This window comes from Pedococcus sp. P2_E4 (assembly GCF_056403935.1).
The window spans coordinates 26,939-51,078 of the sequence record NZ_JBFUEO010000008.1 but is presented as its reverse complement, the minus strand read 5'-3'; the positions used below and the strand labels follow the sequence as shown (position 1 = coordinate 51,078).

Annotated in this window: 19 protein-coding genes; 11 read left to right on the top strand and 8 right to left on the bottom strand. The window is 72.9% G+C overall.

Translation table 11 applies throughout. The features are described 5' to 3' along the window. Positions 1 to 37: 37 nt before the first annotated feature. Both AC1DV7_RS06065 and wecB read left to right on the top strand, forming a co-directional pair. The gene (locus AC1DV7_RS06065; protein WP_477595593.1) at positions 38 to 730 is read left to right on the top strand and encodes a hypothetical protein; all 693 of its coding nucleotides are present in this window, start codon (positions 38 to 40) and stop codon (positions 728 to 730) included. Then, a complete protein-coding gene (wecB, locus tag AC1DV7_RS06060; protein WP_477595591.1) occupies positions 727 to 1,935 on the top strand; it encodes a non-hydrolyzing UDP-N-acetylglucosamine 2-epimerase in 1,209 nt (402 codons plus the stop codon). Before AC1DV7_RS06065 ends, wecB begins: the two co-directional genes overlap by 4 nt. Here wecB and wecC read toward each other — a convergent pair. Beyond that, positions 1,908 to 3,164: a UDP-N-acetyl-D-mannosamine dehydrogenase gene (gene wecC, locus AC1DV7_RS06055; protein ID WP_477595589.1), complete on the bottom strand. Its 1,257-nt coding sequence runs from the start codon at positions 3,162 to 3,164 to the stop codon at positions 1,908 to 1,910. The two genes, wecB and wecC, sit on opposite strands and share 28 nt — an antisense overlap. Beyond that, positions 3,161 to 5,182 (bottom strand): WecB/TagA/CpsF family glycosyltransferase, encoded by a 2,022-nt coding sequence (locus AC1DV7_RS06050; protein WP_477595587.1) that lies wholly within the window; start codon positions 5,180 to 5,182, stop codon positions 3,161 to 3,163. The genes wecC and AC1DV7_RS06050 overlap by 4 nt, the downstream gene beginning before the upstream one ends. Before the next feature lie 187 nt (positions 5,183 to 5,369). On the opposite strand from AC1DV7_RS06050, the gene AC1DV7_RS06045 reads away from it, so the two are divergent. After that, positions 5,370 to 6,560, top strand: coding sequence for a nucleotidyltransferase family protein (locus AC1DV7_RS06045; RefSeq protein ID WP_477595586.1), 1,191 nt, complete (start codon positions 5,370 to 5,372; stop codon positions 6,558 to 6,560). Here the strand turns inward: AC1DV7_RS06045 and AC1DV7_RS06040 are convergent. Continuing rightward, positions 6,520 to 6,828 (bottom strand): PqqD family protein, encoded by a 309-nt coding sequence (locus tag AC1DV7_RS06040; RefSeq protein ID WP_477595584.1) that lies wholly within the window; start codon positions 6,826 to 6,828, stop codon positions 6,520 to 6,522. The two genes, AC1DV7_RS06045 and AC1DV7_RS06040, sit on opposite strands and share 41 nt — an antisense overlap. Positions 6,829 to 7,015: 187 nt before the next feature. Between AC1DV7_RS06040 and AC1DV7_RS06035 the strand changes: the two genes are divergently transcribed. From AC1DV7_RS06035 to AC1DV7_RS06020, 4 genes are all read left to right on the top strand, one after another. Beyond that, positions 7,016 to 7,369 carry a hypothetical protein gene (locus tag AC1DV7_RS06035; protein WP_477595582.1) on the top strand — a complete coding sequence of 118 codons (354 nt, stop codon included), beginning with the start codon at positions 7,016 to 7,018 and terminating at the stop codon, positions 7,367 to 7,369. 334 nt (positions 7,370 to 7,703) lie between these two features. After that, positions 7,704 to 11,315 carry a transcription-repair coupling factor gene (gene mfd, locus AC1DV7_RS06030; protein WP_477595580.1) on the top strand — a complete coding sequence of 1,204 codons (3,612 nt, stop codon included), beginning with the start codon at positions 7,704 to 7,706 and terminating at the stop codon, positions 11,313 to 11,315. Between the two features lie 20 nt (positions 11,316 to 11,335). Then, a complete protein-coding gene (locus AC1DV7_RS06025) occupies positions 11,336 to 11,851 on the top strand; it encodes a hypothetical protein (RefSeq protein ID WP_477595578.1) in 516 nt (171 codons plus the stop codon). Positions 11,852 to 11,860: 9 nt separating this feature from the next. Continuing rightward, positions 11,861 to 12,871 carry a nucleoside triphosphate pyrophosphohydrolase gene (locus AC1DV7_RS06020; RefSeq protein ID WP_477595576.1) on the top strand — a complete coding sequence of 337 codons (1,011 nt, stop codon included), beginning with the start codon at positions 11,861 to 11,863 and terminating at the stop codon, positions 12,869 to 12,871. On the opposite strand, the gene AC1DV7_RS06015 is transcribed toward AC1DV7_RS06020, so the two are convergent. Together AC1DV7_RS06015 and AC1DV7_RS06010 are read right to left on the bottom strand one after the other, a co-directional pair. After that, positions 12,829 to 16,992: an nSTAND1 domain-containing NTPase gene (locus AC1DV7_RS06015; protein ID WP_477595574.1), complete on the bottom strand. Its 4,164-nt coding sequence runs from the start codon at positions 16,990 to 16,992 to the stop codon at positions 12,829 to 12,831. The genes AC1DV7_RS06020 and AC1DV7_RS06015 overlap by 43 nt on opposite strands. Before the next feature lie 167 nt (positions 16,993 to 17,159). Further along, positions 17,160 to 17,684, bottom strand: a complete 525-nt coding sequence (locus AC1DV7_RS06010) for a 2'-5' RNA ligase family protein (RefSeq protein ID WP_477595572.1) — start codon at positions 17,682 to 17,684, stop codon at positions 17,160 to 17,162. A gap of 170 nt (positions 17,685 to 17,854) precedes the next feature. Here AC1DV7_RS06010 and AC1DV7_RS06005 point away from each other — a divergent pair, with 170 nt between their 5' ends. From AC1DV7_RS06005 to AC1DV7_RS05990, 4 genes are all read left to right on the top strand, one after another. Then, entirely contained in the window at positions 17,855 to 18,175 is a 321-nt protein-coding gene (locus tag AC1DV7_RS06005; RefSeq protein ID WP_477595570.1) for a hypothetical protein, read from the top strand. Between the two features lie 117 nt (positions 18,176 to 18,292). Continuing rightward, entirely contained in the window at positions 18,293 to 19,432 is a 1,140-nt protein-coding gene (locus AC1DV7_RS06000; protein WP_477595568.1) for a carbohydrate kinase family protein, read from the top strand. Further along, positions 19,429 to 20,355: a pseudouridine-5'-phosphate glycosidase gene (locus AC1DV7_RS05995; protein ID WP_477595567.1), complete on the top strand. Its 927-nt coding sequence runs from the start codon at positions 19,429 to 19,431 to the stop codon at positions 20,353 to 20,355. Before AC1DV7_RS06000 ends, AC1DV7_RS05995 begins: the two co-directional genes overlap by 4 nt. Positions 20,356 to 20,395: 40 nt before the next feature. Continuing rightward, on the top strand, positions 20,396 to 21,835 hold the full coding sequence (locus AC1DV7_RS05990) for an AMP-binding protein (RefSeq protein ID WP_477595565.1): 1,440 nt from the start codon (positions 20,396 to 20,398) through the stop codon (positions 21,833 to 21,835). Positions 21,836 to 21,853: 18 nt separating this feature from the next. Here the strand turns inward: AC1DV7_RS05990 and AC1DV7_RS05985 are convergent, their stop codons facing one another. The 3 genes from AC1DV7_RS05985 to AC1DV7_RS05975 form a co-directional block, all read right to left on the bottom strand. Next, the gene (locus AC1DV7_RS05985; protein WP_477595564.1) at positions 21,854 to 22,774 is read right to left on the bottom strand and encodes a glycosyltransferase; all 921 of its coding nucleotides are present in this window, start codon (positions 22,772 to 22,774) and stop codon (positions 21,854 to 21,856) included. 2 nt (positions 22,775 to 22,776) lie between these two features. Then, a complete protein-coding gene (locus AC1DV7_RS05980; RefSeq protein WP_477595562.1) occupies positions 22,777 to 23,043 on the bottom strand; it encodes an acyl carrier protein in 267 nt (88 codons plus the stop codon). Positions 23,044 to 23,131: 88 nt separating this feature from the next. Then, positions 23,132 to 23,989 carry a hypothetical protein gene (locus AC1DV7_RS05975; RefSeq protein WP_477595560.1) on the bottom strand — a complete coding sequence of 286 codons (858 nt, stop codon included), beginning with the start codon at positions 23,987 to 23,989 and terminating at the stop codon, positions 23,132 to 23,134. Positions 23,990 to 24,140: the final 151 nt, after the last annotated feature.

Sequence of the window (24,140 nt, the reverse complement as noted above, 5' to 3'; positions counted from 1 at the left end):
CCATGACATCCTGACCAAGGAGATCCGAGGAGGCCCTGTGGCCCTGTACACCCTGCTCCGCGTGCTCCGACGCACGTGGCCGATCCTCGTGCTGGGGATGCTCGTGACAGGGTTCGCCGGCTACCAGGTGAGGAGCGCGAGCGGGGTCTACTGGGCCCAGGTCGACGTCGTCTTCCTCCCGCCGCTCAGTGCGCAGCGGCAGAACCCGCTCGGCCAGAGCGCGTCGGGGCTGGTCCGCTTCGCGTCCGTCATCGAACGCGACGTCAACGGCGCCGACCGGCCCCCGCACGTCGTGTCGCCCCGGGTCACGATCGTCGACGAGGGCGTGCGGCGCGGCCACCAGGTGCGGCTGCCGAACGACGGCGGCCAGTGGACCTACAGCTTCACCCGACCCGTCCTCGACGTGCAGGTGGCCGACTCCAGCCCCGAGGCCGTGAGCGCACGGATGGACACCCTGCTCGCCCAGATCCAGCAGGCCATCGACACCCGCCAGAAAGGCGTCCGGGCTGCGCAGCTGGTCACGACGGCCCAGAGCCCGGCGCGGGTCGATGTCCACTACTCCCAGGGCCGCGCGTCGCGCGCCCTGCTCATGACGCTGATCGTGGGGGGACTGCTGACCCTCGGCGCGGTCGACTGGTGGGACCGACGAGGCCCGCACCGTGCCACGGCACGCCACGAGCGCCCCGCCCCTGCAGTGGCGGCCCTGCGGTCCTGGGCGGCGGCGCGGTGACGTCACGCCGCGTGCTGGTCGTGTACGGGACACGGCCGGAGGCCATCAAGATGGCCCCGGTGATCAGGGCACTGCAGGGCAGCCCTCACCTCGAGCCCGTGGTGGCGGTCACCGGACAGCACCGCCTCATGCTCGACCAGGTGAACTCCCTGTTCGGGATCGTCCCCGACGTCGACCTCGACATCATCGGCGAGCGCCAGACCCTCGAGGACATCACCACCCGCGCACTGCTGGGGCTGCGCCCGGTGATCGAGTCCACCGCCCCCGACGCGGTCCTCGTGCAGGGCGACACCACGACCTGCTTCGCGGCAGCTCTCGGGGCCTTCTACCACCAGGTCCCGGTGGTCCACCTCGAGGCCGGCCTGCGCACCGACACCTTCCTCAACCCCTTTCCCGAGGAGGTCAACCGGCGGCTCACGAGCCAGCTCACGTCGCTGCACCTGGCCCCGACCGCGACCTCCCGGGCCAACCTGCTCCACGACGGCATCCGCGACGACGCCGTCGTGACCACCGGCAACACCGTGATCGACGCGCTGCTCGACGTCGTGGCGCGCGCGGCCCCGTTGTCCCGTCCCGAGCTGGACCGCCTCCGCGGACGCCGGCTCGTCCTCGTCACGGCGCACCGCCGTGAGTCGTGGGGCGAGCCGATGCGCCGCAGCGGTCAGGCGATCGCCCGTCTGGCCAAGGACTTCCCCGACGTCGAGTTCCTGCTCCCGGCCCACCTCAACCCCGTGGTGCGCGAGGTGCTGCTGCCGGTCCTGCACGGGCTGCCCAACGTCACGGTCACCGAGCCGCTCGACTACGGCGACTTCGCGACGCTGATGAGCTGGGCCCACGTCGTGCTGACGGACAGCGGGGGCGTCCAGGAGGAGGCCCCCAGCCTGGGCAAGCCCGTCCTCGTGATGCGTGACACCACCGAGCGACCCGAGGCGGTCGACGCGGGGACCGTGCGCCTCGTCGGCACGGACGAGGACACGATCGTCCGTGAGGTGACCCGGCTGCTCGTCGACGACACGGCATACGCGGACATGGCGCACGCCGTGAACCCCTATGGCGACGGGCGCGCGGCCGCGCGCTGCGTCCAGGCCATCGAGCACCACTTCGGGTATGCCGAGCGGCCGGCCGACTTCGCCCCGTCACCTTCGCGGGAGGCCACCGGCGAGGTGCCGGTCGCGGCTCAGCGCCAGATCCCCCGGGTGTCGTAGAGCACCTTCCCGGCCAGCCAGCTCTTGTTCATGGCGCGGAACTGGTCGTGGTCGACGAGCAGGGCCACGATGTCCGAGGCCTCGACGGCCTTCTCGGCCGAGACGAGCCGAAGGTTCGGCAGGGCCGCGAGCCGGGCCGGCAGAGCAGCGCTGTAGGGCTCGGACACGAGGATCTCGACGTCGGGCAGCGACCGGGCGATTTCCTCGACGATGTCGACGGCGGGGCTCTCGCGCATGTCGTCGATGTTGGCCTTGAAGGCCAGGCCGAGGCAGGCGATGGTGGGGTCGCGGAACCGCGAGGCCTTGGCGATGACCTGTTGGGCGACGTGGTGCGGCTTGTGGTCGTTGATCTCGCGGGCCGTGCGGATGAGCTTGGACAGACCTGGGGCGGCGCCCACGATGAACCACGGGTCCACGGCGATGCAGTGTCCCCCCACCCCGGGCCCCGGGTTGAGGATGTTCACCCTGGGGTGGCGGTTGGCCATGGTGATGACCTCCCAGGCGTCGAGGTGGAGCGACTCGCAGATCAGCGACAGCTCGTTGGCGAAGGCGATGTTGACGTCGCGGTAGGCGTTCTCGGTGAGCTTGGCCATCTCGGCGCTCGAGGCGTCCGTGAGCAGGATGTCGCCCTGGCTGAAGACGCGGTAGATCGCGGCGGCCTTCTCGGCGCACTTGCGGGTGATGCCCCCGACCACGCGGTCGTTGGTGATCATCTCGATCATGACCCGGCCGGGCAGCACGCGCTCGGGGCAGTGCGCCACGAAGATGTCGGGGGTGCCCTCCGAGGCGTGGGGCAGGGTCAGGTCGGGTCGGAGCGCCGCGAGCTGGCGGCTGATGCCCAGGGTGGTCCCGGGTGGGGACGTGGACTCGAGGATGACGAGCTCGCCGCCGCGCAGTCGCGGGGCGATCTGCTCGACGGCCCGCTCGATGTAGGACACGTCGGCGGTGTGGTCGTCGTTGAACGGCGTCGGCACGGCGATGATGAAGGCGTCGGCCTCGGGCGTCTCGTCGGTCGCAGTCAGCCGGCCCATGCTCACCGCACCGCTGACCCCGACGGCCAGGTCCGGCTCGACGAAGGGCAGCTCGCCCCGCGACACGGCCTCGACGGTGCGCGGGTTGACGTCGACCCCGATGACCTCGACCCCACGGGTGGCCAGTGCGACGGCCGTGGGCAGGCCGATGTAGCCCAGGCCGACGACCGCGACCCGTCCGGTGAACACGTCGGTCATGACACGCTCCTGAGCTGCTGGGCGGCTGGTGGTTCGGCGACGTAGGCCGGCGTGGGGCGAACCCGCTCGCGCGCGGTCAGCGCGAGGAAGGCCGTGTTGGTGGTCAGGTAGCGCCGGGCCAGCCGACGGGGCTCCTGCTTGAGCCGGTAGGCCCACTCCATGCCCGCCCGCTGCCAGGCGACCGGCGCCCGGTCCGTGACCCCGGCGAGGACGTCGAACGAGCCACCCACGCCGTGGACCACGGGGACTTCGAGGGTGGGGCCGTAGGTGCCCGTGAAGATCTCCTTCTTGGGCGACACCATGCCGAGGAACAACATGTCGGCGCCCGAGGCGCGGACCGACTCCGCGACGTCGGCCGCCTCGTCGTCGGTGAAGTAGCCGTCCCGCGCACCGACGACGTCGGCGTGCGGGTATCGCTCCGCCACGACCTCTGCCACCCGCGCGACGACCTCGGGCCTGGCGCCGAGCAGGTACACCCGGCGGCGGTCGCGGTCGGCGAGCGCGAGCAGCTCCTCGAAGAGGTCGATGCCGGCAACCCGCTCGGGCAGGGGCCGACCGAGGACGCGGCTGGCCCACACCACCGACTGGCCGTCGGCCACGATGACCTCGCACTGCAGCAGCGACGTGCGCAGCAGCGGGTCGGACCGCAGCCTGACCACCTTGGCGGCGTTGAGCACCCCGATCTGCACCGGGCGGCGTTCGCGCACGGCGAGGTCACAGCGGTCCACGACCTCGGACATGGTCATCGCGTTGAGCGGCATCCCGAAGAGGTGCTCGGAGCGCGGTGTCGTCGCCGGGACCAGCCGCAGGGCCCCGCGGTCGTCCGCCGGCACCTCCAGCCGGGCCGTGAGGCGCGGGCTGAGCCACGCGTAGAGCAGCCATCCGAGCTCGTAGGGCCGGCACTCGTGGTCGACGAGGGTGGCCGGCATCGCGCGGTCGACGCCTGGCAGGTGCCAGCCGCGGCGCAGGGACGTCGACACCGCAGCGAGCTTGCGCGCGGCCTTGGCCGGCTCTCGCCGCCCGACCTTGCGCCACACCACGCGGTGGACGGGGTCGACGAGGCCCTCGACCGTCTCGGGGTGGGTGCGCAGCCAGTCCAGGCCGCGCAGGACCGCCTCGGTGTGGTCGTCGCCGCCGCTCTCGGCCAGGTCGAGCAGGGCCATCGGGGCCATGGCGTGCTGGTGCACGCTGTAGACGGGGAAGCGCTCCACGACCGAGCCGTCGCGCGCGTCGTAGTGCCACCACCACTGGCCGGCGCTGCCCTGGACGTCGCAGATGGCTGCAGCGCACCGGTTGGCTGCGGCCATGGCCGTGTGGTCGCCGGTGGCTGCGGCGAGCCGGGCGAGGGCCTGGATCGGATAGACCTGGTCCGCGAAACAGCCCACGTGGGCCCGCCAGCGCCCCAGCGACGCCGCCGGGAGGGCATGCGGGAAGACCCCGGTCGGCCCCTGCGCTTCGAGCAGCCGGTCGCGCCCCATCCGGGCGACGTCGGCGCACTCGCCGAGCCCGCGGGCCGTGACCGCGGCGGTCACCATCCAGGCGACGTCGACCGTCGGCAGGGGGGTTCCGTCACGCAGCCAGCGACGCAACCGGGCGAAGAGGTCCCCGGCCCAGGTGTTGCCGACCTCGGCGGCGGCCCAGGCGGCCAGGGCGACGGCTCCCGGGTCGCGGTCACCGAGGGCCTGCCGGGCGACGTGGGACGCCAGCTCGGCCGCCGAGCCCCCGACGAGGACTCGGGCCTGCTCGGTCTCGGGCAGGAGGTGGAGTCCCAGAGCCGCGATCGCGGCATACCGCAGGTTGCGTCCCTCGAGCTGGACCGTCGGCCCGTCCGCGCTCGCGACCGCGCGCAGTGTCTGGACGAAGGCGTGCTCGTCGGCGACGTACATCTGGGCGAGCCCGTCCGCGCTGATCGCCCGCAGCTCCTCCAGGAGTGCGGTGGGCGCCAGACCCACTCGGGTCCCGGGAGCGGGTCCTCCGGCGACGGGGACCTCACTCCCCGGCAAGTTCTTGCGGACCACTGCCCCTCCACGTCTTCGCACAGGCTCGACCGGTCGCGCGGCCGCGACGAACGTCTCGTCACGAGCGTAGGAACGGGCGAATCGGCAGACAGGCCCCACCTGCATGAGCGCGGACTCATGCAGGTGGATGAGGTGGGGAAGCGGCGTTCCCGTACGGGGCGGGCCGGCTCGGCGCTAGCGTGCCTGCATGGCTGGCCCCGGGCGTCCCGCGCAGTCGTGGCGCGACCTGCCCGCGCGGCTGGACCCGCAGGTCGCGGACTGGCTGGTCGACGCCGTCGCCCCGGGGCGTCGCCCCGGCGCGTGGCTCGACGACGACCCTCCCGACGGGCTGCTCGTCGGTGCCCAGCTGCACGGGGTCGAGGGCTGGGTCCGTCGCCGCGCCGCGCAGGCGGGTGTCGTGGTGCCGGGTCTGGATGCCGCGGTGCACGCGACGCTCGGACGTCACCAACGCGCCGTCGCCGACCTCGCCGCCGCCCACGCGGCGCTGCTCGATGGCGGGGTGCCCCACCTGGTCGTCAAGGGCCCCGCGCTGGCCCGCTGGTATGACGAGCCCAGCCTGCGCTCCTCCGTGGACATCGACGTGGTGGTCGCCCCCGCCCGGCTCGAGGCGGCCCTGGAGTCGCTGGAGCGTGGTGGTTTCGAGCTCCTCGACGCGAACTGGCCGCTGCTCCGGCGGGCTGACGTCCACGAGCTGACCCTGCGCTCCGCGTCCGGTGGCGCCGTCGACCTGCACTGGTCCCTGGGGCCCTCTCCGATGGCCATCGACCACTCGCCACCCGTCGAGGTCCTCGTGTCGCGGGCGGTGCCGCTCGAGGTGGGCCACGTCCGGACCGCGGCGCTCGGCGACCTCGACGCGCTCGTGCACCTCGCGGTCCACGCGGCTGCGTCCGGTGGACACCGGCTCCTCTGGCTCGCCGACCTGCGGGCAGGCATCGCCGCAACCGCGCCCGACCGGACGGCATGGCGCGAGGTGGCGGGCGAGTGGGGTGCGCTGCCGGCCGTCGAGCTGATGGTGGGTCGGGTCGCCCGGGTCCTGGGAGAGCCGGAGGTGGGGGAGGCGCTGGCCGGCTCGTCCGCCGGGACGTGGGCGCGCCTCGACCGACTGGCCACGCGCCTGTCCGCCCCTGAGCGCGTCGGCACCGGCGCCGGGTTGTCGCGACTGGTGGCCCGGTCCAGCCGCAGGACCGCACGCGGCAGTGCCTCGGCCCTGGCCGGGAAGTCCCTGCGACGGTTCACGGTGCGGTCCGGCGACACCTCGCCGGACACGCTGGCCGACCGGACGTCACCGGCCTCCGCGCGTCACCCGGTGGGGGGCGAGCAGGGACGGCGGGACTTCCTCAGCTGGGTGCGGACTGCCCAGCGACCCGGGGTCCGCTGACCCTGAGGGTCCCGGCAGCCAGGAGCGTGTCGGCCACGCGGCTGACCGCCTCGACCACCTCGGCAGGCGGGAGGGGGTACAGCCGGGACAGCTCGAGCCCGAGCTCCGCGATGGAGGTGCTTCCGTCGAGCAGGGACAGGACGTCCGCAGCGGTCCGGTTGAGCGCCAGGGTCTGCCCGGTGGCAGCGTCGTAGACGCTCAGCTCGTCGCCCAGCGGCAGCACGCTCACCGTGGGTGACAGGCAGAGAACCGTCTCGGGCAGAACCATGCAATGAGCGTAGGTGGGCTCTTGTCCGGATGTCCTACACCGGATGACGTAGGCCGTCGTCCTTCATCCGCACCTGCCGTCTGCAGGCCATCGCTTTACTGTTTCCTTAAGGAATGACGCAGGGTGGTCGGGGGCGGCGGCGTCAGCAGGCGACAGCACCACCCTCGCAGGGGAAGGACACCAGGAGATGCAGGGACGTCCAGGGGAGAACAGCCATCTCGTGAGTCGCCGCACGGCACTCAGGGGAGCGGCTGGAGTGGCCGGTGCCGCATGGCTCGTGCCCGTCATCACCGTGGTGTCGATGGACTCGGCCTCGGCCGCATCTGCGGCGCCACCGCGGGGTGGCGGCTCGTCCAACGGCACCCTCGCCTTCACGGGCAGCGACACCGCCCAGGCGACCCTCATCGGGGTCGCCACGCTGGCCACCGGCGCCGCCGCGGTCGTCACCGCGCACCAGCTGCGCAAGACGGGGCCGGACACCGGGCCGGACACCGCGGCGCCTCCGGCGGGACGCCACCGCGCCGACCGCGACAGCCCCTAGCCTGCGGGGCCCGTGCCGACCCGGGGAGGGGGCGGCGCCTGGGCCCCGCGCCACCGTCGGACGCACCGGGGAGGTGTGCCGGGCCGCAGGGTCCCAGCACACCTCCCCGACCTTTTCCCCGCGCGTCGGGGCTGGCCCTGGGGCCGGGGCTGCTCCCCGCGAACGCGGGGGTGCCTCCTGCGCGCCGGGGACTGAGCGGCGGTGCTCCGGCAGGGCTGCTGTCTGCGGTGCCGGTTAGGGTGGGACCCACCCCACCAGCGCACGCTGTGGGGCTGTTGTGCTGTCCGACTCGTGCTGTCCCCGGCGCGTTGCCGCCCGCCCCAGGAGACCCGTGATGACCCTCGCCCCGCTGCTCGACGCGCTGACTGCCGACCCCGGCGTGGCCAGGGCGATCGCCGTGGCCAGGGCCGGGCAGGCCAGCGCCGACATCTCGGTGGCCGCGGGTGCCCGCCCGGCCCTGGTCGCCGCGCTCGCGCGCGAGAGCAACCGCCCGCTGCTGGTGGTGACGGCCACCACCCGTGAGGCCGAGGACCTCGTCGGCGCCCTGCGCTGCTTCCTCGACGGGGACCGCGTGGCCGACTTCCCGGCATGGGAGACCCTGCCCCACGAGCGGCTCAGCCCGCGCAGCGACACCGTGGGCAAGCGCCTGGCGGTCCTGCGGCGGCTCGCGCACCCCGACCCGAGCGACCCGACCTATGGGCCCTTGGACGTCGTGGTCGCACCGGTGCGCTCCGTGCTCCAGCCGGTCGCCCAGGGGCTCGGCGAGCTCAGGCCGGTGGCCCTCAAGGCCGGTGACGAGGCGCCCCTCGAGCAGGTCGTCGAGGACCTCGCGGCGGCGGCATACTCCCGCACGGACCTCGTCGAGCGGCGCGGCGAGTTCGCCGTGCGCGGCGGCATCCTCGACGTCTTCCCGCCCACCGAGGACCACCCGGTGCGCGTCGAGTTCTGGGGCGACACCGTCGAGGAGATCCGCTGGTTCAAGGTCGCCGACCAGCGCAGCCTCGAGGTGGCCGAGCACGGGCTGTGGGCGCCACCGTGCCGTGAGGTCCTGCTCACCGAGCCCGTCCGGCAGCGGGCCGCAGCCATGATGGAGCAGCTGCCGGGCGCGCTCGACCTGCTCGGCAAGCTGGCCGAGGGCATCGCCGTCGAGGGCATGGAGTCCCTCGCGCCGGCGCTGGTCGACGGCATGGAGAGCGTCCTCGACACGCTGCGCGACGGCACCGCGGTCGTGCTGTGCGACCCCGAGCGGGTCCGCACGCGCGCCCACGACCTCGTCGCCACGAGCCAGGAGTTCCTCGACGCAGGGTGGGCCAACGCCGCCGCCGGCAACGCCGTGCCCATCGACCTCCAGGGGGTCCTCGGGACCGCCTCGTTCTGGAGCCTCGCCGACCTGCGGGCCCACGCCCGCGAGGCCGGTATGCCGTGGTGGGACCTCAGCCCGTTCGTCGCCGACGAGGAGCTGGCCGAGGAGCTCGCTGACGACGACGCGGCGGTCGTCAACACCGGCCTCGAGGACGCGCCGCGCTACCGCGGCAGCACCGAGGAGGCCGTGGGCGACCTGCGGGACTGGGTGGCCGGCGGCTGGCAGGTCGTCGTGGTGACCGAGGGCCCCGGTCTGGCCCGGCGCGTGTCCGAGGTGCTCGCGGGCGAGTCCGTCCCGGCACGGCTCGACGCCGACCTGAGCGACCTCTCCGATGGCGTCGTCCACCTCACGACGGGCAGCGTCGGCAACGGGTTCCTCTCTCCTGCAAGCAGGTTCGCGCTCATCACCGAGGGCGACCTCACCGGCATGGTGGGCCAGGGCGGCTCCACCAAGGACATGCGGAGGATGCCGTCGCGGCGGCGCAACCAGGTCGACCCGCTCCAGCTCAAGCCCGGCGACTTCGTCGTCCACGAGCAGCACGGGGTCGGCCGGTTCGTCGAGATGGTCCAGCGCACGGTCGGCGGCGCGACCCGCGAGTACCTCGTCCTCGAGTACGCAGCGTCCAAGCGTGGCCAGCCCGGCGACCGGCTCTACGTCCCCACGGACCAGCTCGACCAGGTCACGCGGTACGTCGGTGGCGAGCAGCCCACCCTCAACCGGATGGGTGGCTCCGACTGGAAGCAGACCAAGTCCAAGGCCCGCAGGTACGTCAAGCAGATCGCGGCAGAGCTGATCCAGCTGTACAGCGCCCGGATGGCCACCAGCGGGCATGCGTTCGCCCCGGACACCCCGTGGCAGCGCGAGCTCGAGGACGCCTTCGCCTACGTCGAGACGCCCGACCAGCTGAGCAGCATCGACGAGGTCAAGGCCGACATGGAGCGCAGCGTGCCGATGGACCGGCTGATCTGTGGCGACGTCGGCTACGGCAAGACCGAGATCGCGGTGCGGGCGGCCTTCAAGGCGATCCAGGACGGCAAGCAGGTCGCCGTCCTGGTGCCGACGACGCTGCTCGTGCAGCAGCACCTGCAGACCTTCACCGAGCGATACCAGCAGTTCCCCGTCACCGTCCGCGCCCTGTCGCGGTTCCAGTCCGACAAGGAGGCCCGCGAGACGATCGCCGGGCTGGGCGACGGCCGCGTCGACCTGGTCATCGGCACGCACCGGCTCCTGTCGAGCGAGATCCGCTACAAGGACCTCGGGCTGGTCGTCATCGACGAGGAGCAGCGGTTCGGCGTCGAGCACAAGGAGCAGCTCAAGACGCTGCGCACCGCGGTCGACGTGCTCGCGATGTCGGCCACCCCCATCCCCCGCACGCTCGAGATGGCCGTGACCGGCATCCGCGAGATGTCCACGCTCGCCACGCCCCCCGAGGAGCGGCACCCGGTCCTCACCTACGTCGGGGCCTACGACGAGAAGCAGATCGTCGCCGCGATCCGGCGCGAGCTGCTGCGCGAGGGACAGGTGTTCCTCGTCCACAACAAGGTGTCCAGCATCGAGCGGGCGGCCAGCCGCATCCGCGAGCTGGTGCCCGAGGCCCGGGTCGCCACGGCCCACGGCCAGATGGGGGAGCACAAGCTCGAGCAGGTCGTCGTCGACTTCTGGGACAAGAAGTTCGACGTGCTCGTGTGCACGACGATCGTCGAGACCGGCCTTGACATCTCCAACGCCAACACCCTCATCGTCGAGCGGTCCGACGTCCTCGGCCTGTCCCAGCTGCACCAGCTCCGGGGTCGGGTCGGCCGCGGCCGCGAGCGGGCCTACTGCTACTTCCTGTACCCGCCCGAGAAGCCGATGACCGAGACCGCGCACGACCGGCTGCAGACGATGGCGAGCCACACCGACCTCGGGGCCGGCATCCAGATCGCCATGAAGGACCTCGAGATCCGTGGGGCGGGCAACCTGCTCGGCGGCGAGCAGTCGGGACACATCGCGGGTGTCGGGTTCGACCTCTACGTGCGGCTCGTCGGTGAGGCCGTCGCCGAGTTCCGCGGCGACGGTGAGACGTCCCCGACCGAGATCAAGATCGAGCTGCCCGTCGACGCCCACCTGCCCCACGGCTATGTGCCGGGCGAGCGGCTGCGGCTCGAGGCCTACAAGAAGCTCGCGAGCGTCGTCGATGAGCCCGCGCTCGCCGAGATCGAGGCCGAGCTGGTCGACCGCTACGGGCCGTTGCCGGTCCCGGTCCGCAACCTCATGGAGGTCGCGCGGCTGCGGACGGTCGCGCGGGCGGCGGGGATCGCGGACATCAGCGTCCAGGGCAACTTCGTGCGTTTCGGGCCGGTCGACCTGCCCGAGTCGGGCACGTTGCGGCTGCAGCGGCTCTACCCGCAGTCGCTGGTCAAGGACGCGGTGCATACCATTCTCGTGCCGAAGCCGATGACGGCTCGGGTGGGTGGCAAACCGCTGCGCGACACGGCAGTCTTGCAGTGGGCCAGCGACCTCATCCGAGCGGTGATGCTGGGCAGCGTCGCCGACGCAGCCCGGGTCGGCACCCGTCAGGGTGCGGGATCGGCCCGTTCGTGAGTGTCGAGAAGGGACTGTCAGTGAAGGCTTCAGGAGCCCTGCGTGGGGCGATCGTGGTGGCCGTGGCCGCAGGGGTGCTCGTCATCTCCGGGTGCGCCACCGCTGACACCGCGGCGGTCGTCGACGGCCACCGGATCACCGAGCAGTCGGCCCAGGAGGCTGCGCTGCAGATCCAGAAGGCCCAGCCGAACGCCGAGCAGCAGCTGACGACCCCCAACGCCGTGGCGAGCCTGGTCATGGCCCGGTTCATCAACGCCGCCGCCGACGCGGCGGGCAAGGGCCTGTCCGACTCTGCCGCCCGCGCCGCGATCCCGGCCATCACCGACCCGGCCCCGGCCACGCTCGAGCTGGTGCGCGCCAGTCTGGCCTGGAACCAGATGACGACCGAGGAGCAGAACTCCGCGGTCGCCGCCGCCTCCAAGGCCGACGTCACGATCAACCCGCGCTACGGCACGTTCGACCCGGCCAAGGTCCGGTTCGACGTCAGCACCCCCAACTGGATCAAGGCCGAGCCGGCCCCTGTTCCGCAGGGCTGACCGGCCGTCGTGCCCGGCCGCCTCACCCTCCTCGTCGGCAGCCCGCGGGTCGCGCCCGGTCTGCTCAGCCGCGACGCATGGCAGGCGCTCGAGGCCGCCGGGTCCGTCCTGGCGCGGGACGAGGACGAGCCACTCGCGCAGGCCGTGGCGCAGTCGGGTATGCCGGTGGGTCACCTCGGTGCCGCGCCGGCACCCTCCCTCGCCCGTGACCTCGTGCACCGAGCCGCCGACGGTGAGGTGGCTTGGCTCGGGTCGGCCGACGGTGACCCCGGCCTGACCGATGCCATCGCGAGCGAGGTGTCCCGCCTGCCGGAGCCGCCCGAGGTCGAGGTGCTGGTCGGGTCGTGGGACGTCCCGGGCGCCCGGCTCCTCGACGTCGTCGCCGTGATGGACCGGCTGCGGTCGCCGGGCGGCTGCCCCTGGGACGCCGAGCAGACCCCCGAGTCCCTGCTGAAGTACCTCCTCGAGGAGGCCCACGAGGCAGCCGAGGCGATCGAGTCCGGTGACCGGGCGCACCTGCGGGAGGAGCTCGGCGACGTGCTGCTGCAGGTCGCGTTCCAGGCGCGCGTCGCCCAGGAGCACCCCAGCGAGCCGTTCGACATCGACGACGTGGCCGGCACTCTGGTCGACAAGCTGGTGCGCCGCCACCCGCACGTGTTCGCCGACGGTGACGCGTCGACCCCGCAGGAGGTCGAGCAGGCCTGGGAGCAGATCAAGGCGCAGGAGCGCGCCGCGAAAGCCGGCCACCCCGGTGGTGAGGCCGGGCACCCCGGGCTGCTGCACGGCATACCGCGGTCGCTGCCCAGCCTGCTGGCCGCCGAGAAGGTCCTGGCGCGCTGGGACCGCACGGGTCGCGGCACGCTGCCTGAGGCGGACGACCTCGGGTCACGCCTGCTGGCCCTGGTGGCGCAGGCCCGCGCCGAGGGGCGCGACGCCGACGCTGAGCTGCGTGAGGCCCTGAGCAGGCTGGACGCAGCTCAGGAGTCGCAGACCGGTGAGAACGGCCGGCCGGGCAGGTAGTTGCGCCACTCCTGCTCGGTGAGCGGGCGCCCCGCGAGCTGACAGGCCCTGGCGAGCCACGACTTCGGGTCGATGGTCCACGTGAGCAAGGAGCCGTCGAACCCGGCGAAGAGGATCTGGGTGTTGTCCTTCGTGAAGGCAGGGTCGCCATCGCCATTGACGGTCACGGAGCCGAGGTAGGCCCCGGTGTGGGCATCCCAGTGGCTCAGCTTGCCCTCGGCCACGCTCGCGACGAGGGCGCCGTCGTCGCTGAAGCGGGTGTTGTAGCCAACCAGATGCGCCTGTGCCGCGTTGGGACGGGAGATCCAGGTCAACGAGGCGGCGTCGAGCAGGCCGACACCGGTGTCGCCCAGGTCCACGAGCAGGCGGGTGCCATCCGGTGACGGGATCGCGAGCTGCACGGTCGCGCCGAGGTCTGGCATGGGGCGGATGGTCCCGGTCAGGTAGTCCACGATGAGGTCGTTGGTGTACAGGCTGCGATGGTCCCCACTGGGCAGGAACCCTGACAGTGCCAGCCCCTCCGGCTGGCCCGGCTTGTTCTCGCGCACCTGGATGGGCTCCCGGACGGGCGCCAGCGTGCGGGCTTCCAGGACGTGCAGCCTCCCGGTGGTGCTGCCGACGAGCAGGTACTTCCCGTCGACGCTGAAGAAGGCGATGGCGGCGCCCTCGTCGGAGTTCGGATCCAGCCGGTGTGCGGCGAGCACCCGGCCGGTGGCTGCCTCGAACGTGCGGACCACCGGGTCACCGGTGGTGATGTTCAGGGTCGTGTTGTCGCGCTTCCAGGCGAGGTCGATGTAGCTCCGCTGGCGCATCTCGGGCCTCATCAGGGGGCCCAGCTTCCCCGTGGCGACGTCGCGGATCCGGAGCGCGGGCCCCCCCTCGACATAGCCGACCTTGTCGGCACCGGGGGAGATCCGGACCAGGGGTTGGCCCATGCCCAGGGACTCCCCGACCTTGGAGGCGAGGAACCGCCGGCCTCCCTCGAGGTCCCACGCCTGCACCAGCCCGGCGAACGTGGCCGTGTAGAGCGTCAGTCCGTCGGGACTGAACCGAGGGTTCCCGACGGGGCCGTCCTGGGAGAGGATCTCGCTGGCCTCGTGCCCGGTGAGCTCCCAGACCGTCAGGCGGTCGCCCGACGCCGCCACGCGGGTGCCATCCGGCGAGAAGGCCATCACGCCCGCCGAGCCCTGCAGCGACAGGTAGGTCTGCGGCCGGAGCGTGGCGGTGTCCACCAGGACGGCCTCGACCCCGGCGCCGACGGCGAGCAGCCGCCCGTCCGGGCTCTGCACGAGAGCTTCGTCGAGGCGGCGCACACCGAGGTCCTTGGCTTCGATCACCCGTCGCGTCCGGCCGTTCGGGAGCTCCGTCACGACCAGCCGTCCGCCGCCCGGGTTGGTCGAGTAGAGCGTGCGCCCGTCCGGGCTGACGTTCGGGGAGAACCCGTCTGCCAGCTGCAGGGTTGCTACGGGCTTGCCGGGTGACTCCACGTCCCAGACAACGGTGACGTCCCCCTTCTCGCCGTGCAGGTGGCTGAAGGAGGCGACGAGCCAGCGGCCGTCCGGGCTGAACCCCAGGTTCTGGAACGCGTGGTACCCGGGCGGGAAGCCGCCGAGCTGGGTCGCGGACCGCGCGCCCGTCTTGTCGAACAGGACGACGGGGGGCTCGCCGCCGCTCTCGACCAGGTCCGTGTACATCGACACGGCGTAGCGGCCGTCGTCCGGGCTGGCGACCACGGCAGCCCCGAGGATCTTCTCCGGGATGGACACGGCGTCCAGTGTCCGGCCGTCGCGCAGCTCGAGCCCCACGCCGTCGGCGGCGACGGTCGCGACCTGACCGGTGGAGTTGTTGACGTCCATGCTGAGCATCCGACCTTTGCTCCGCGCGGTGCCCACCAGTGCAGGCGCGCGGTCGAGGGTCGCCAGGAGGGCGTTGCGTGTGTCCGCCGTGTCGTCCAGCGTGACTGCCGCGGCGGCGAGCAGCAGGGAGCGGTCGAGGTCGTCGGCCCTCAGGGCCTCGGCACCTAGGCGTCTGGCGTCAGCCACCAGTGCCTGCTGGTCGGCCCGGTCCGCGGCGGTCTTGGCCAGCGCCCCGGCCAGGATCGCCACCGCCAGGAGGGCGGCGACAGCAGCCAGCCCTGCCCGGAGCCGCTGGTTGGAACGGCGTTCCCGGCGGACCTGCGCCTCGGTGGCCCGTTGCTCGTCCTCAGCGAGGGCTGCGGACTCGTCGAGGAAGTCCCGCTCCGCCGGTGGCAGCGACGGGCGGACCCGCTCACGCCACTCGGCCGCTCGCGCCTCCCGGACCCCGCGGTAGAGCTCGCTCGGCGGGCGACCCAGGTCGTCCCAGCTCGTCGCGGCGACGCTCAGGTGGCGAAGGATGCGCAGCCCGTCGACGTCGTCGTCCAGCCACGACCGCAGGCGCGGCCAGGCCACCGCCAGCGCCTCGTGGGCGATCTCCACGGTCTCGCCGTCGGTGCTGAGCAACCGGGCGCTCACCAGCCGCTCGATGAGCACGCGGTGGTCCTCGTCGGTGGCGACGGAGCGCCGGGGCACGCGCTGCCGGACCGGGTCGCCGGCGTCGTCCGGTGCCACCAGCCGCACCATGAGGTCGCGCAGGACCGCCTGCTGGTCGGTGGTGAGGTCGCGGAAGACGCCCTCGGCAGACTGGGAGATCGCCTCGCGGACCCCGCCCGTGGCGGCATACCCAGCGACGGTCATCGTCTGGCCCTCCCGGTGCTTCCACGTCTGGCGCAGCACGTGGGACAGCAGCGGGAGGGCCGCCGGCTCCCCCTGGACCTCGCGGACCAGCAGGTCGACCAGGCCAGGTTCGAGCCGCAGTCCGGCCTGGGAGGCCGGGCCCCCGATGGCCAGTCGCAGGTCAGGCTCGGTCATCGCGCCGAGCAGATAGAGCCCGCGCTCGACGAGCCGGGCGAACTCGGGGTGCGCGGACAGCTCGCCCAGCCGGTCGGCCCGCAGCGAGATCACGAGGACGCCGCGCCCACGGCCGGCGAAGGCGACGAGCTGGTCGAAGAAGTCCCTGCGCTCGGCCGCGTCCGGGTCGAGGGCGAGGGCCTCCTCGCACTGGTCGACCACGAGGACGTCCGTGAGTCTGGGGTGCGCGACAGCCAGGGCCTCGGAGGGCTGCGCGCCCGGCGACATCACCGTGACGCGGCGCCCGTCCCGCTCGAGGGCGGCTGCGACGCCGGCCCGGGCCAGCGACGACTTCCCGCACCCCGAGGGGCCGAGGACGGCGACGACGCCGCCCTCGTCCAGCCGGCGCAGGCAGGCCGCGATGTCGGCCTCGCGCCCGAAGAAGGCCGAGGCGTCGGCGACGTCGTAGCCGACCAGACCGGGGTAGGGGCAGTGGGCGCTCGCGGCAGGCAAGACGGTCTGCGCGGCCAGCGAGGGGTCCTGTCGCAGGATCGCCTGCTCGAGCTGGGCGAGCTCCGGCCCGGGGTCGAGTCCCAGCTCGTTGACCAGGGTGGTCTTGGCGCGGTGCAGGGTCTGGAGTGCGTCGCCCTGGCGTCCGGCCTGGTACTGCGCGAGCGCCAGCAGACCCCATCGCCGCTCGCGGGTCGGCTGCTCGGCCACCATCCGCAGGGCGTCGCCCAGGACGTCCTGGTAGCGGCCGGCCCGCAGGGACGCCTCGGCGTGGAGGTCCTCTGCATCGCGCCACAGCTCGATGAGGCGTTCGGACTCCACCCGGCCCGGCGCCCAGTCGGCGAGGTCGACCAGGGGCTCCCCACGCCACAGGGCGCGGGCCTGCCCCGTCACGAACAGGGCTCGCTCGGGTTCGTCGTTCGCGAGGAGCTCGCGCGCCCTCGCCAGCAGGTGCTCGAAGTGCAGGTGGTCCACCTCGTCCTGGTGCATGACCAGGCGGTAGCCGTGCGGGGAGGTCTCGATCGCCTCGGGGCCGAGGGCCTTGCGCAGCCGGACGATGCAGCCCTGCACGACCTTCGCCCAGGTCTCGGGCAGGTCGTCGCCCCAGAGGGTCTCTGCCAGTGTCTCCTGGCTCAGCTCGGCGCCCGGGCGGGACGCGAGCGCCTGCAGGATGACGCGGTCGCGCGGCGCGAGGGTCGTCTGACCGTCGTTGACCTGCAGGGACCCGAGCAGCGCGATGCGCATGTCCTGACAGTGACCCCCCTGCGAGGGGGCGTCAACACCCCTGACACCGAGCTGACACCGGCGCCGCACGAGGCTTGGAACCCACCATCACGACTGAGCGCGATCTGTGTCTTTCGGCGCCCGAAGGAGCAGATCGCGCTCACTCGGCCCGCGTCGATCGAGACGGTTCACGGGAGGGTTGCGAGAGGCCAGCGCTGGCCCGTGCCGCTGTCGATGAGAGCCGCACGGTCCGCGCGGCCCTGGAGCGGCAGCACGTCGAAGGCCCGGACGGCAGCGGTCGGCAGCAGCTCCTGGCTGGTCCCCGTCGTGAGGCTGCAGTGGGGGAGCCACCGGTCGGGGCGGTAGTGCCAGTGCAGGTCCGCGCCCGTCGCGCCCACGGCATCGACCACCGCCCGCTGGCGGGACAACAAGGCCGCGGTGGCGGGCATCAGCAGGGTGCCCCGCCCGCGCGGAAACAGGCCCACCGCATCGAAGTGCAGCTCGAGCGCGGAGCCCGCCGGTAGCCCACCCACCGCAGCAGCCACGGCGTCGACGTCGAAGGTGCGCAACACGGCATACGACAGGTGGGGCACGTGGCGCCGGTGGGTGTGGCTGAGCAACGTCCCGACGCCGGCGGCCTCGAGCGCCGCCCACAGGCGGCGGATCGCCCGGTCGGTGTCCGGGTCGAAGAGCAGGCAGACCGCGAGTGCCACAGGGGCATTCTGCGCGGGGCGCGTTCTCGACGACCAGCGACGACCAGGCGTGTCGGGCGGCCCGACACCCGGCCGACACCGGTCCGGCGCCACCCCGGCACCGGTCCGTGCGACAACGGTCGTGGACATCCCGTCCGGCACCACCCACCAGCTCACGAAGGACAAGGACCATGTCGCACACCACCAGCATTCGCCGGGCAGCCTCCGTCGCCGGAGCCACCGGGCTCGTCGTCCTCTCCCTGGCCGGACCGGCCAGCGCCAAGCCCGACCCCGGAACGGGCACCCTGCCCAAGGCGGACTGCTCGACCTCCTCCTGCTACCAGGGCCAGCCCCGCAGCGGTGACTCGCAGACCGTGACGGTGTTCCGGAACATCGACGACAACGCGGTCGAGGTGCTCCAGCTCGGCGCCGGCATCCTCGCGGGGGTCGCCCTGGCCGGCGCCGGTATGGCGCTCGCCAGCCGTCGCACGCACGCGGCGCACCCTGCGTGAGGGCGGGGGACGGCACGAGGGCCCGGTCCGAGGGGGACCGGGCCCTCTCAGTGATGCGGCTGGGGTCACACCGCCACCCCTTGCTCAGAATGCTAAGGATCCTTTAGATTCCTGAGAATGAGGCTGACCCCACGGGAGCACGAGATCGTCGAGCTGCTGCGCGCCGACCCCCTGCTCGACGCAGCCGGGCTGGCTGACGCGACCGGCGCCACCAAGGCCGCCACGGCGGTGCACCTGTCGAACCTGACCCGCAAGGGCGTCATCCTCGGGCGCGGCTACGTCGTGCGCCCCGATGACCGCGCGGTGGTCGTCGTCGGCGGCGCCAACATGGACATCAAGGCGCACTCGCGCCGGGGCATCGAGCTGCGCACGTCGAACCCGGGCGAGGCCGTGACCACCCCGGGTGGAGTCGGGCGCAACATCGCCGAGAACCTCGCGCGGCTCGGCACGTCGACCCACCTCGTGGCTCCCGTCGGTCGCGACGCCTTCGGCGACCAGCTGGTCGACCACGCACGCTCCATCGGCATCTCGGTCGACCACATGGTGCGGGCCGACGGCGCCACGGGCACCTACCTCGCGGTCCTGGACGCAGACGGCGAGCTGTTCGTCGCCGTCGCGAACATGGCCATCACGGACACCCTGACCGTTCCTCAGCTGGGTGCGGCACGCGACCTGATCCCCCACGCCGACCTGCTGGTCGTCGACGGCAACCTGCCGCCCTCGGCCGTGGCCTGGCTGCTCGACTACGCCGCCGCGGTGTCCGTGGCCGTCGTCGTGGACCCGGTGAGCGTCGCCAAGGCGCGCCACTTCCGCGAGACCCTCGACCCGAGCCGCCCGGTCCTCGCGATGACGCCGAACCTCGACGAGCTCTGCGCCCTCGTCGACCGGGCCGTGCCGAACTCCAAGGCGGCCATCGCCAAGGCCGCCCGCGAGCTGCACGCCCTCGGCATCGAGCACGTGTGGGTCCGTCGCGGCACCCGCGGCAGCCTCCTCAGCAGCGCCGCGAGCGCCAAGCGCCCGGTTGTCGAGGAGATCCCCGCCCCCGCCGTCGACGTCGCCGACGTGACGGGAGCCGGCGACGCCATGACCGCCGGATTCGTCCACGCCCTGCTCCGCGGCGACGAACCGCTCGAAGCGGCACGGTTCGGGCAGATGGCGGCCGCGCTGACCGTGGCCACCACCGACACCGTCCGCGCAGACCTCAGCGCCACCCTGATCGACACCGCACTGCGAACCGAGAGTGAGAGCCAGGCATGACCACCACCCCCCACCCGATGCTCGCCCTGACCGACGAGGTCGCCGACGCGCTGGCGGCCGGGCGTCCCGTCGTCGCCCTCGAGAGCACGATCATCAGCCACGGCATGCCGTACCCCCGCAACGTCGGCATGGCCCTCGAGGTCGAGCAGATCATCCGTGACGGAGGGGCCGTCCCCGCCACCATCGCCGTCCTCGACGGCGTGCCGCGGGTCGGGCTCGACCGCGACGAGCTCGAGACCCTGGCCACGCATCCTGACGTGGCCAAGGTCAGCCTCCGGGACCTGCCCCACGTCATCGCCCACCGCGCCCACGGGGCCACGACCGTGGCGAGCACCATGCGCCTGGCGGCGCTGGCCGGCATCCAGGTCTTCGTGACCGGTGGTCTCGGTGGGGTGCACCGCGGCGCCGCCACCAGCATGGACATCTCCGCCGACCTCACGGAGCTCGGGCAGACGGACGTCGCCGTGGTCAGCGCGGGCGTGAAGTCGATCCTCGACATCGGGCTCACCCTCGAGGTCCTCGAGACGCTCGGGGTGCCCGTCGTCGTCCACGGCAGCGACGAGTTCCCGTCCTTCTACTCCCGGTCCAGCGGCCACGGTGCACCGCAGCGGGCTGACTCGGTGGAGGACCTCGCCGCGATGATGCGGGCCAAGTGGGCGCTCGGACTCGCGGGGGGCATCGCAGTGGCCAACCCGGTGCCGGTCGAGGACGAGATCCCCGCCGACGAGATCGGCAGCCTCATCGACCAGGCCCTGGCCGAGTGCGACGAGCGGGGCATCCACGGCAAGGACATCACGCCGTTCCTCCTCGGCCGCATCGTCGAGCTCTCGGGCGGCGCCAGCCTCGAGACCAACATCGCGCTGGTGCGCAACAACGCGCGCCTCGGCGCCGCGCTCGCGGTGGCGTACCAGCAGCTCGCCTGAGTCGGGTTCGGGCGCACCGCTGCTGCAGTAGCCTGCGCGTGTGAATGCCCTTGCGGGACGGATCGCCGCCGCCTCCGCGGGACGTCACGTCCTCGCCGCCTCGGACGGCAAGGCCGGCCTCACCGGGGTCGAGCTCGCCGAGGCGGCAGCCGACGCCGCACGGCGCGTCGTCGCGGTGTCCCGCCGTGACAGCCCGGTCGTGGCGGTGAGTCTCCCGCTGTCGGTCGACCTCGTCACCCACCTCGTGGCGGCGGTGACCGGCGGCTTCTCCGTGTGTCTGCTCGACCCGTCCGCCTCCGAGGATCACCGTGCCGCGGTGGTCGCCGCGCTGGCCCCGGACATGGTGGTCGACGCCGACGGCGTCAGGGCTTGGACGCCGACGACCGGCGCGGCCTCTCCGGTGCCGGACGACCCCGCGGCCTCTGCGGTGCCGGACGACCCCGCGGCGGCGGGGTACATCGCGATGTCGTCCGGCTCGACCGGTGGCGGCCCGAAGGCCGTGCTCTCGTCGTGGGAGTCCGTGGGGCAGTTCGTCGCGGACGGGGCGCGGGCGCTGGAGCTCGACGCGAGCTCGGTCTGGGCCGAGGCCTCGCACCTGGCCTACGACATGGCCATCACGAACGCGCTCGTGGCACTCGCCTGCGGAGCAACGCTCCAGGTGTCGCCGAGCCTGGGCGACCGGCTGCGGCCGCTGCGGTTCGCGGACCGGGTGGGTGCGACGCACCTGCGGGTCGCGCCCCGGTTCGTCGACCTCGCCGTCGCAGAGCAGCGCCGGGCACCCGAGCGCCTGCAGGTCTGGGCCTGCGGCGGCGACCGCCTGCAGGTCGGACAGGTCGAGGCCCTGCTGGAGCTCGGCGTGCCCGCCGTGGTCAACACGTACGGCACCAGCGAGACCATCGGCTTCGCCAGTGCAGCGCGCTTCACCGGTTCGGCGCCGGTGCCGGGCCACCGGGGTGTCGTCACGATCGGCGCGGGGGCGGTGGGTGGCTGGTCGGTCGAGCTCGCGTCACCCGCGCCCCCGGCGCAGGGCGACGGGCTGGTGCCCGAGGTTCTGGCCATCCGGTCTGCCCACCTACCCGGCGGGCTGCTGTTCGGCTCGTCGGCCGGGGAGTACCCCGCGTGGCGCGACGGCCACGTCCTCACCGGAGACCTCGGGGTGCAGGTCGACGGCAGCTTCTACTGCCTGGGCCGGTCAGGCCGCCGGGTCAAGCGTCACGGGCTCTTCGTCAACCTCGACGACGTGGACGTCCAGGTCCGCGACCACACGGGGGTGTCGAGCTTCACCGTGCTGACGACCGAGGGCCGGCTCGTCACGCTCGTCGAGTCCACGGACGGCGTGGACGCGATCCGCGGGAGCCTGTCGTCGGTGCTCAGCCCCGACCTCCTGCCCGACCTGGTGGTGGCGGTGCGCCAGGTGCCACGGCTGGCCAACGGCAAGGTCGACCTCGCGGCGGCCGCAGCCCTTGCCGAGGCCGGCTGACGCGCAGGAGCGCCGGCCTCACGCCCGGCTGCTGTCGTCCCGCTGCCAGGTGGTGAAGTCCCCCCGCGAGATGGCCCGTCGGGCCAGCAGCCGCGACACCAGGGCCACGGCGACGAACACCACCACGCGTGGGAGCAGGCGCGGCTCCGCGGCAGCCAGGCGCAGGAGCGTGCGTATGCCGGTGTGCGCCTCCGCGCTCCGCAGACCTTGGTCGTCGGCCTGGGCGTTCCCCGTCACGACGCGGATGCGCCGCTTCACCAGGTCGCGGACCGTGCGGCTGGGCCAGATCGTGACGACCGCGTCCCTCACGATGGTCCGTTCCCGAGGCTCGAAGGCCTCCGACGCGACCAGGTCGTCCGACATCACGGGCGGCAGCTCCCGCAGCCGGGTCGCGCCCGCCTCCGACACCACGACGACGCCGCGCCCGAACAGCCCGGAGTCCACCTGGGGGAGCCGCTGCCACACGTCGTAGTACCAGCGGACGGGCCACGAGGCGCCGCGCAGTTCGAGGTAGCGGCGGGGGGCGCTCGCCAGGAACCGGCCGTCGGCCAGGGCACCCCCGAGGGCGAGCAGCGAGGTCCGGGAGATCTGGACGTCGGCGTCAACCACCGCGCGGGGGAACCCGATCGCGACGTCGTGCCCCAGGGTCAGGGCGTGCGCCTTGCCCGCGACCGGTGTCTCGACCACCGTGACCTCGGGACCGAAGCCACGGGCCACCTCGGCGGTGGCGTCGGTGCACCCGTTGCAGACGACGACGACCTCGAGCGCGCCGAGCGCGCCGAGCGCGCCGGTCACGTCAGGGATCACGTCAGTGGTCACGTCAGGGGGCGCGAGCGCCCCGAGCAACCGGCCGATGGTGCGCTCCTCGTCGTGTGCCGGGACGATCACCGACATCACGGTCGGTGTCCCGGCGTCGTCGGAGGCCGCAGGTGGCGGCACGGCTAGGCCCCGGGAGGTCGGTGGCTGTTGACGTAGTCGCGCAGCGTGCCCACGGTCGCGAACACCTCGGGCGTCACGTCCATCGCGTCCACCTCGAATCCGAACCGGTCCTCGATCATCGAGAGCAGCTCGACGAGGGCGAGGGAGTCGAACTCGGGCATCGTCCCCAGCAGCCCGGTGCTCTCGTCGACCGAGTCGGCCCGAGCCTGGATCCCGGCAGCCTCGACCACGGCAGCCTTCACCGCGTCGAGGGTCGTCGTCTCGGTCATGGGCGTTCCCTTTCCTGGGTGCGCGAGGTGTCTGCGTGCACGACGTGTCTGCGCGACGTGTCCGGCGTGCGCCGCGCCGGGCCCCCACTCACCATGGCAGACACGTCAGCTCGCTGTAGAGGTAGCTGACGTCGTCAGCATGGAGGGTCGGGCTGCGGAACATCCGCGGGCGCGGCCGGGCCAGCGGCCGGGACCCACTCGGGGCAGCACCGACGAGCCGCAGCTCGACCAGCGTCGCCAGCGCGCCGTGGTGGACGAGCAGGTGGTGGCCGACGGCGCGGACCGTGCGGTGGAACACCTCGGGGTTGCTCACGTGCAGGAGGCTCGCGAAGACGCGCAGCCCCTTGCGTGTGTCCTTGCGGAAGACGACGTAGCACTCGTCGGACCCGTCCCGGATGAGCAGGTGGTGGGCGGCGTCGGTGGCGCGGTGGTCGAGGTAGAGCCGCAGCTGGTCGCCGCGCAGCGTCGACGCCAGGACCTCCGCGTCCTCGGTCAGGGTGACGCGCCGGGAGCGCAGCGGCCACGGATGGTTCGGCCGTATGGCGGTCGCCGTGTCGAGGTCGGAGAAGCCCAGCTTGTGGTTGAGCGGGATGACGGTCCCACTGGGGCTGAAGTCGGTGAAGTGGTAGCCGCGCTGGGCCAGCATCGTGGTCTTGAGCCTCAGGCCGTGGAAGCGGTAGTCCTCGAGGACGCACCAAGCGCCGAGGTTGCAGAAGGCCTCGAGCTGTCCGTCGACCAGCTGGTTCGAGTAGAACGCAAGGTACGCGCCGACGACCTTGCCCTCGTCGCGGAGGGCGAAGCCGTGGTTCGGTGCCTCGACCTCCCACGGCACCCGCAACGCGTTGGCCCAGGCGTCGGCGGCGACCGCGGCGTTGAGGTGGGTGTGCAGGAAGCGGGCGACGTCGCTGATGTCGTCGCCAGAGATCGGCGCGAGTTCGACGCTCACATCCCCCACCTCCCCGGAGTCCGCCCCTGGCCCAGCCGCGGTCGGCACCTTCGGCCGGCCGGCGATGCATCGCTCCAGATCACGATAGAGCGCCCGATGACCGGCGTCCGGCCGTTTGGCGCGGATCCGCGGTCGCGACGGGCAGGTGTCC

Excerpts from the sequence above, each read along its gene's own strand:
- AC1DV7_RS06005 (WP_477595570.1), top strand. The coding sequence starts at position 17,855 with ATGTCGCACACCACCAGCATTCGCCGGGCAGCCTCCGTCGCCGGAGCC.
- AC1DV7_RS06035 (WP_477595582.1), top strand. The coding sequence starts at position 7,016 with ATGCAGGGACGTCCAGGGGAGAACAGCCATCTCGTGAGTCGCCGCACG.
- AC1DV7_RS06040 (WP_477595584.1), bottom strand. The coding sequence starts at position 6,828 with ATGGTTCTGCCCGAGACGGTTCTCTGCCTGTCACCCACGGTGAGCGTG.
- AC1DV7_RS06000 (WP_477595568.1), top strand. The coding sequence starts at position 18,293 with ATGAGGCTGACCCCACGGGAGCACGAGATCGTCGAGCTGCTGCGCGCC.
- AC1DV7_RS06015 (WP_477595574.1), bottom strand. The coding sequence starts at position 16,992 with ATGCGCATCGCGCTGCTCGGGTCCCTGCAGGTCAACGACGGTCAGACG.
- wecC (WP_477595589.1), bottom strand. The coding sequence starts at position 3,164 with ATGACCGACGTGTTCACCGGACGGGTCGCGGTCGTCGGCCTGGGCTAC.
- AC1DV7_RS06045 (WP_477595586.1), top strand. The coding sequence starts at position 5,370 with ATGGCTGGCCCCGGGCGTCCCGCGCAGTCGTGGCGCGACCTGCCCGCG.
- AC1DV7_RS05980 (WP_477595562.1), bottom strand. The coding sequence starts at position 23,043 with ATGACCGAGACGACGACCCTCGACGCGGTGAAGGCTGCCGTGGTCGAG.
- AC1DV7_RS05995 (WP_477595567.1), top strand. The coding sequence starts at position 19,429 with ATGACCACCACCCCCCACCCGATGCTCGCCCTGACCGACGAGGTCGCC.
- mfd (WP_477595580.1), top strand. The coding sequence starts at position 7,704 with ATGACCCTCGCCCCGCTGCTCGACGCGCTGACTGCCGACCCCGGCGTG.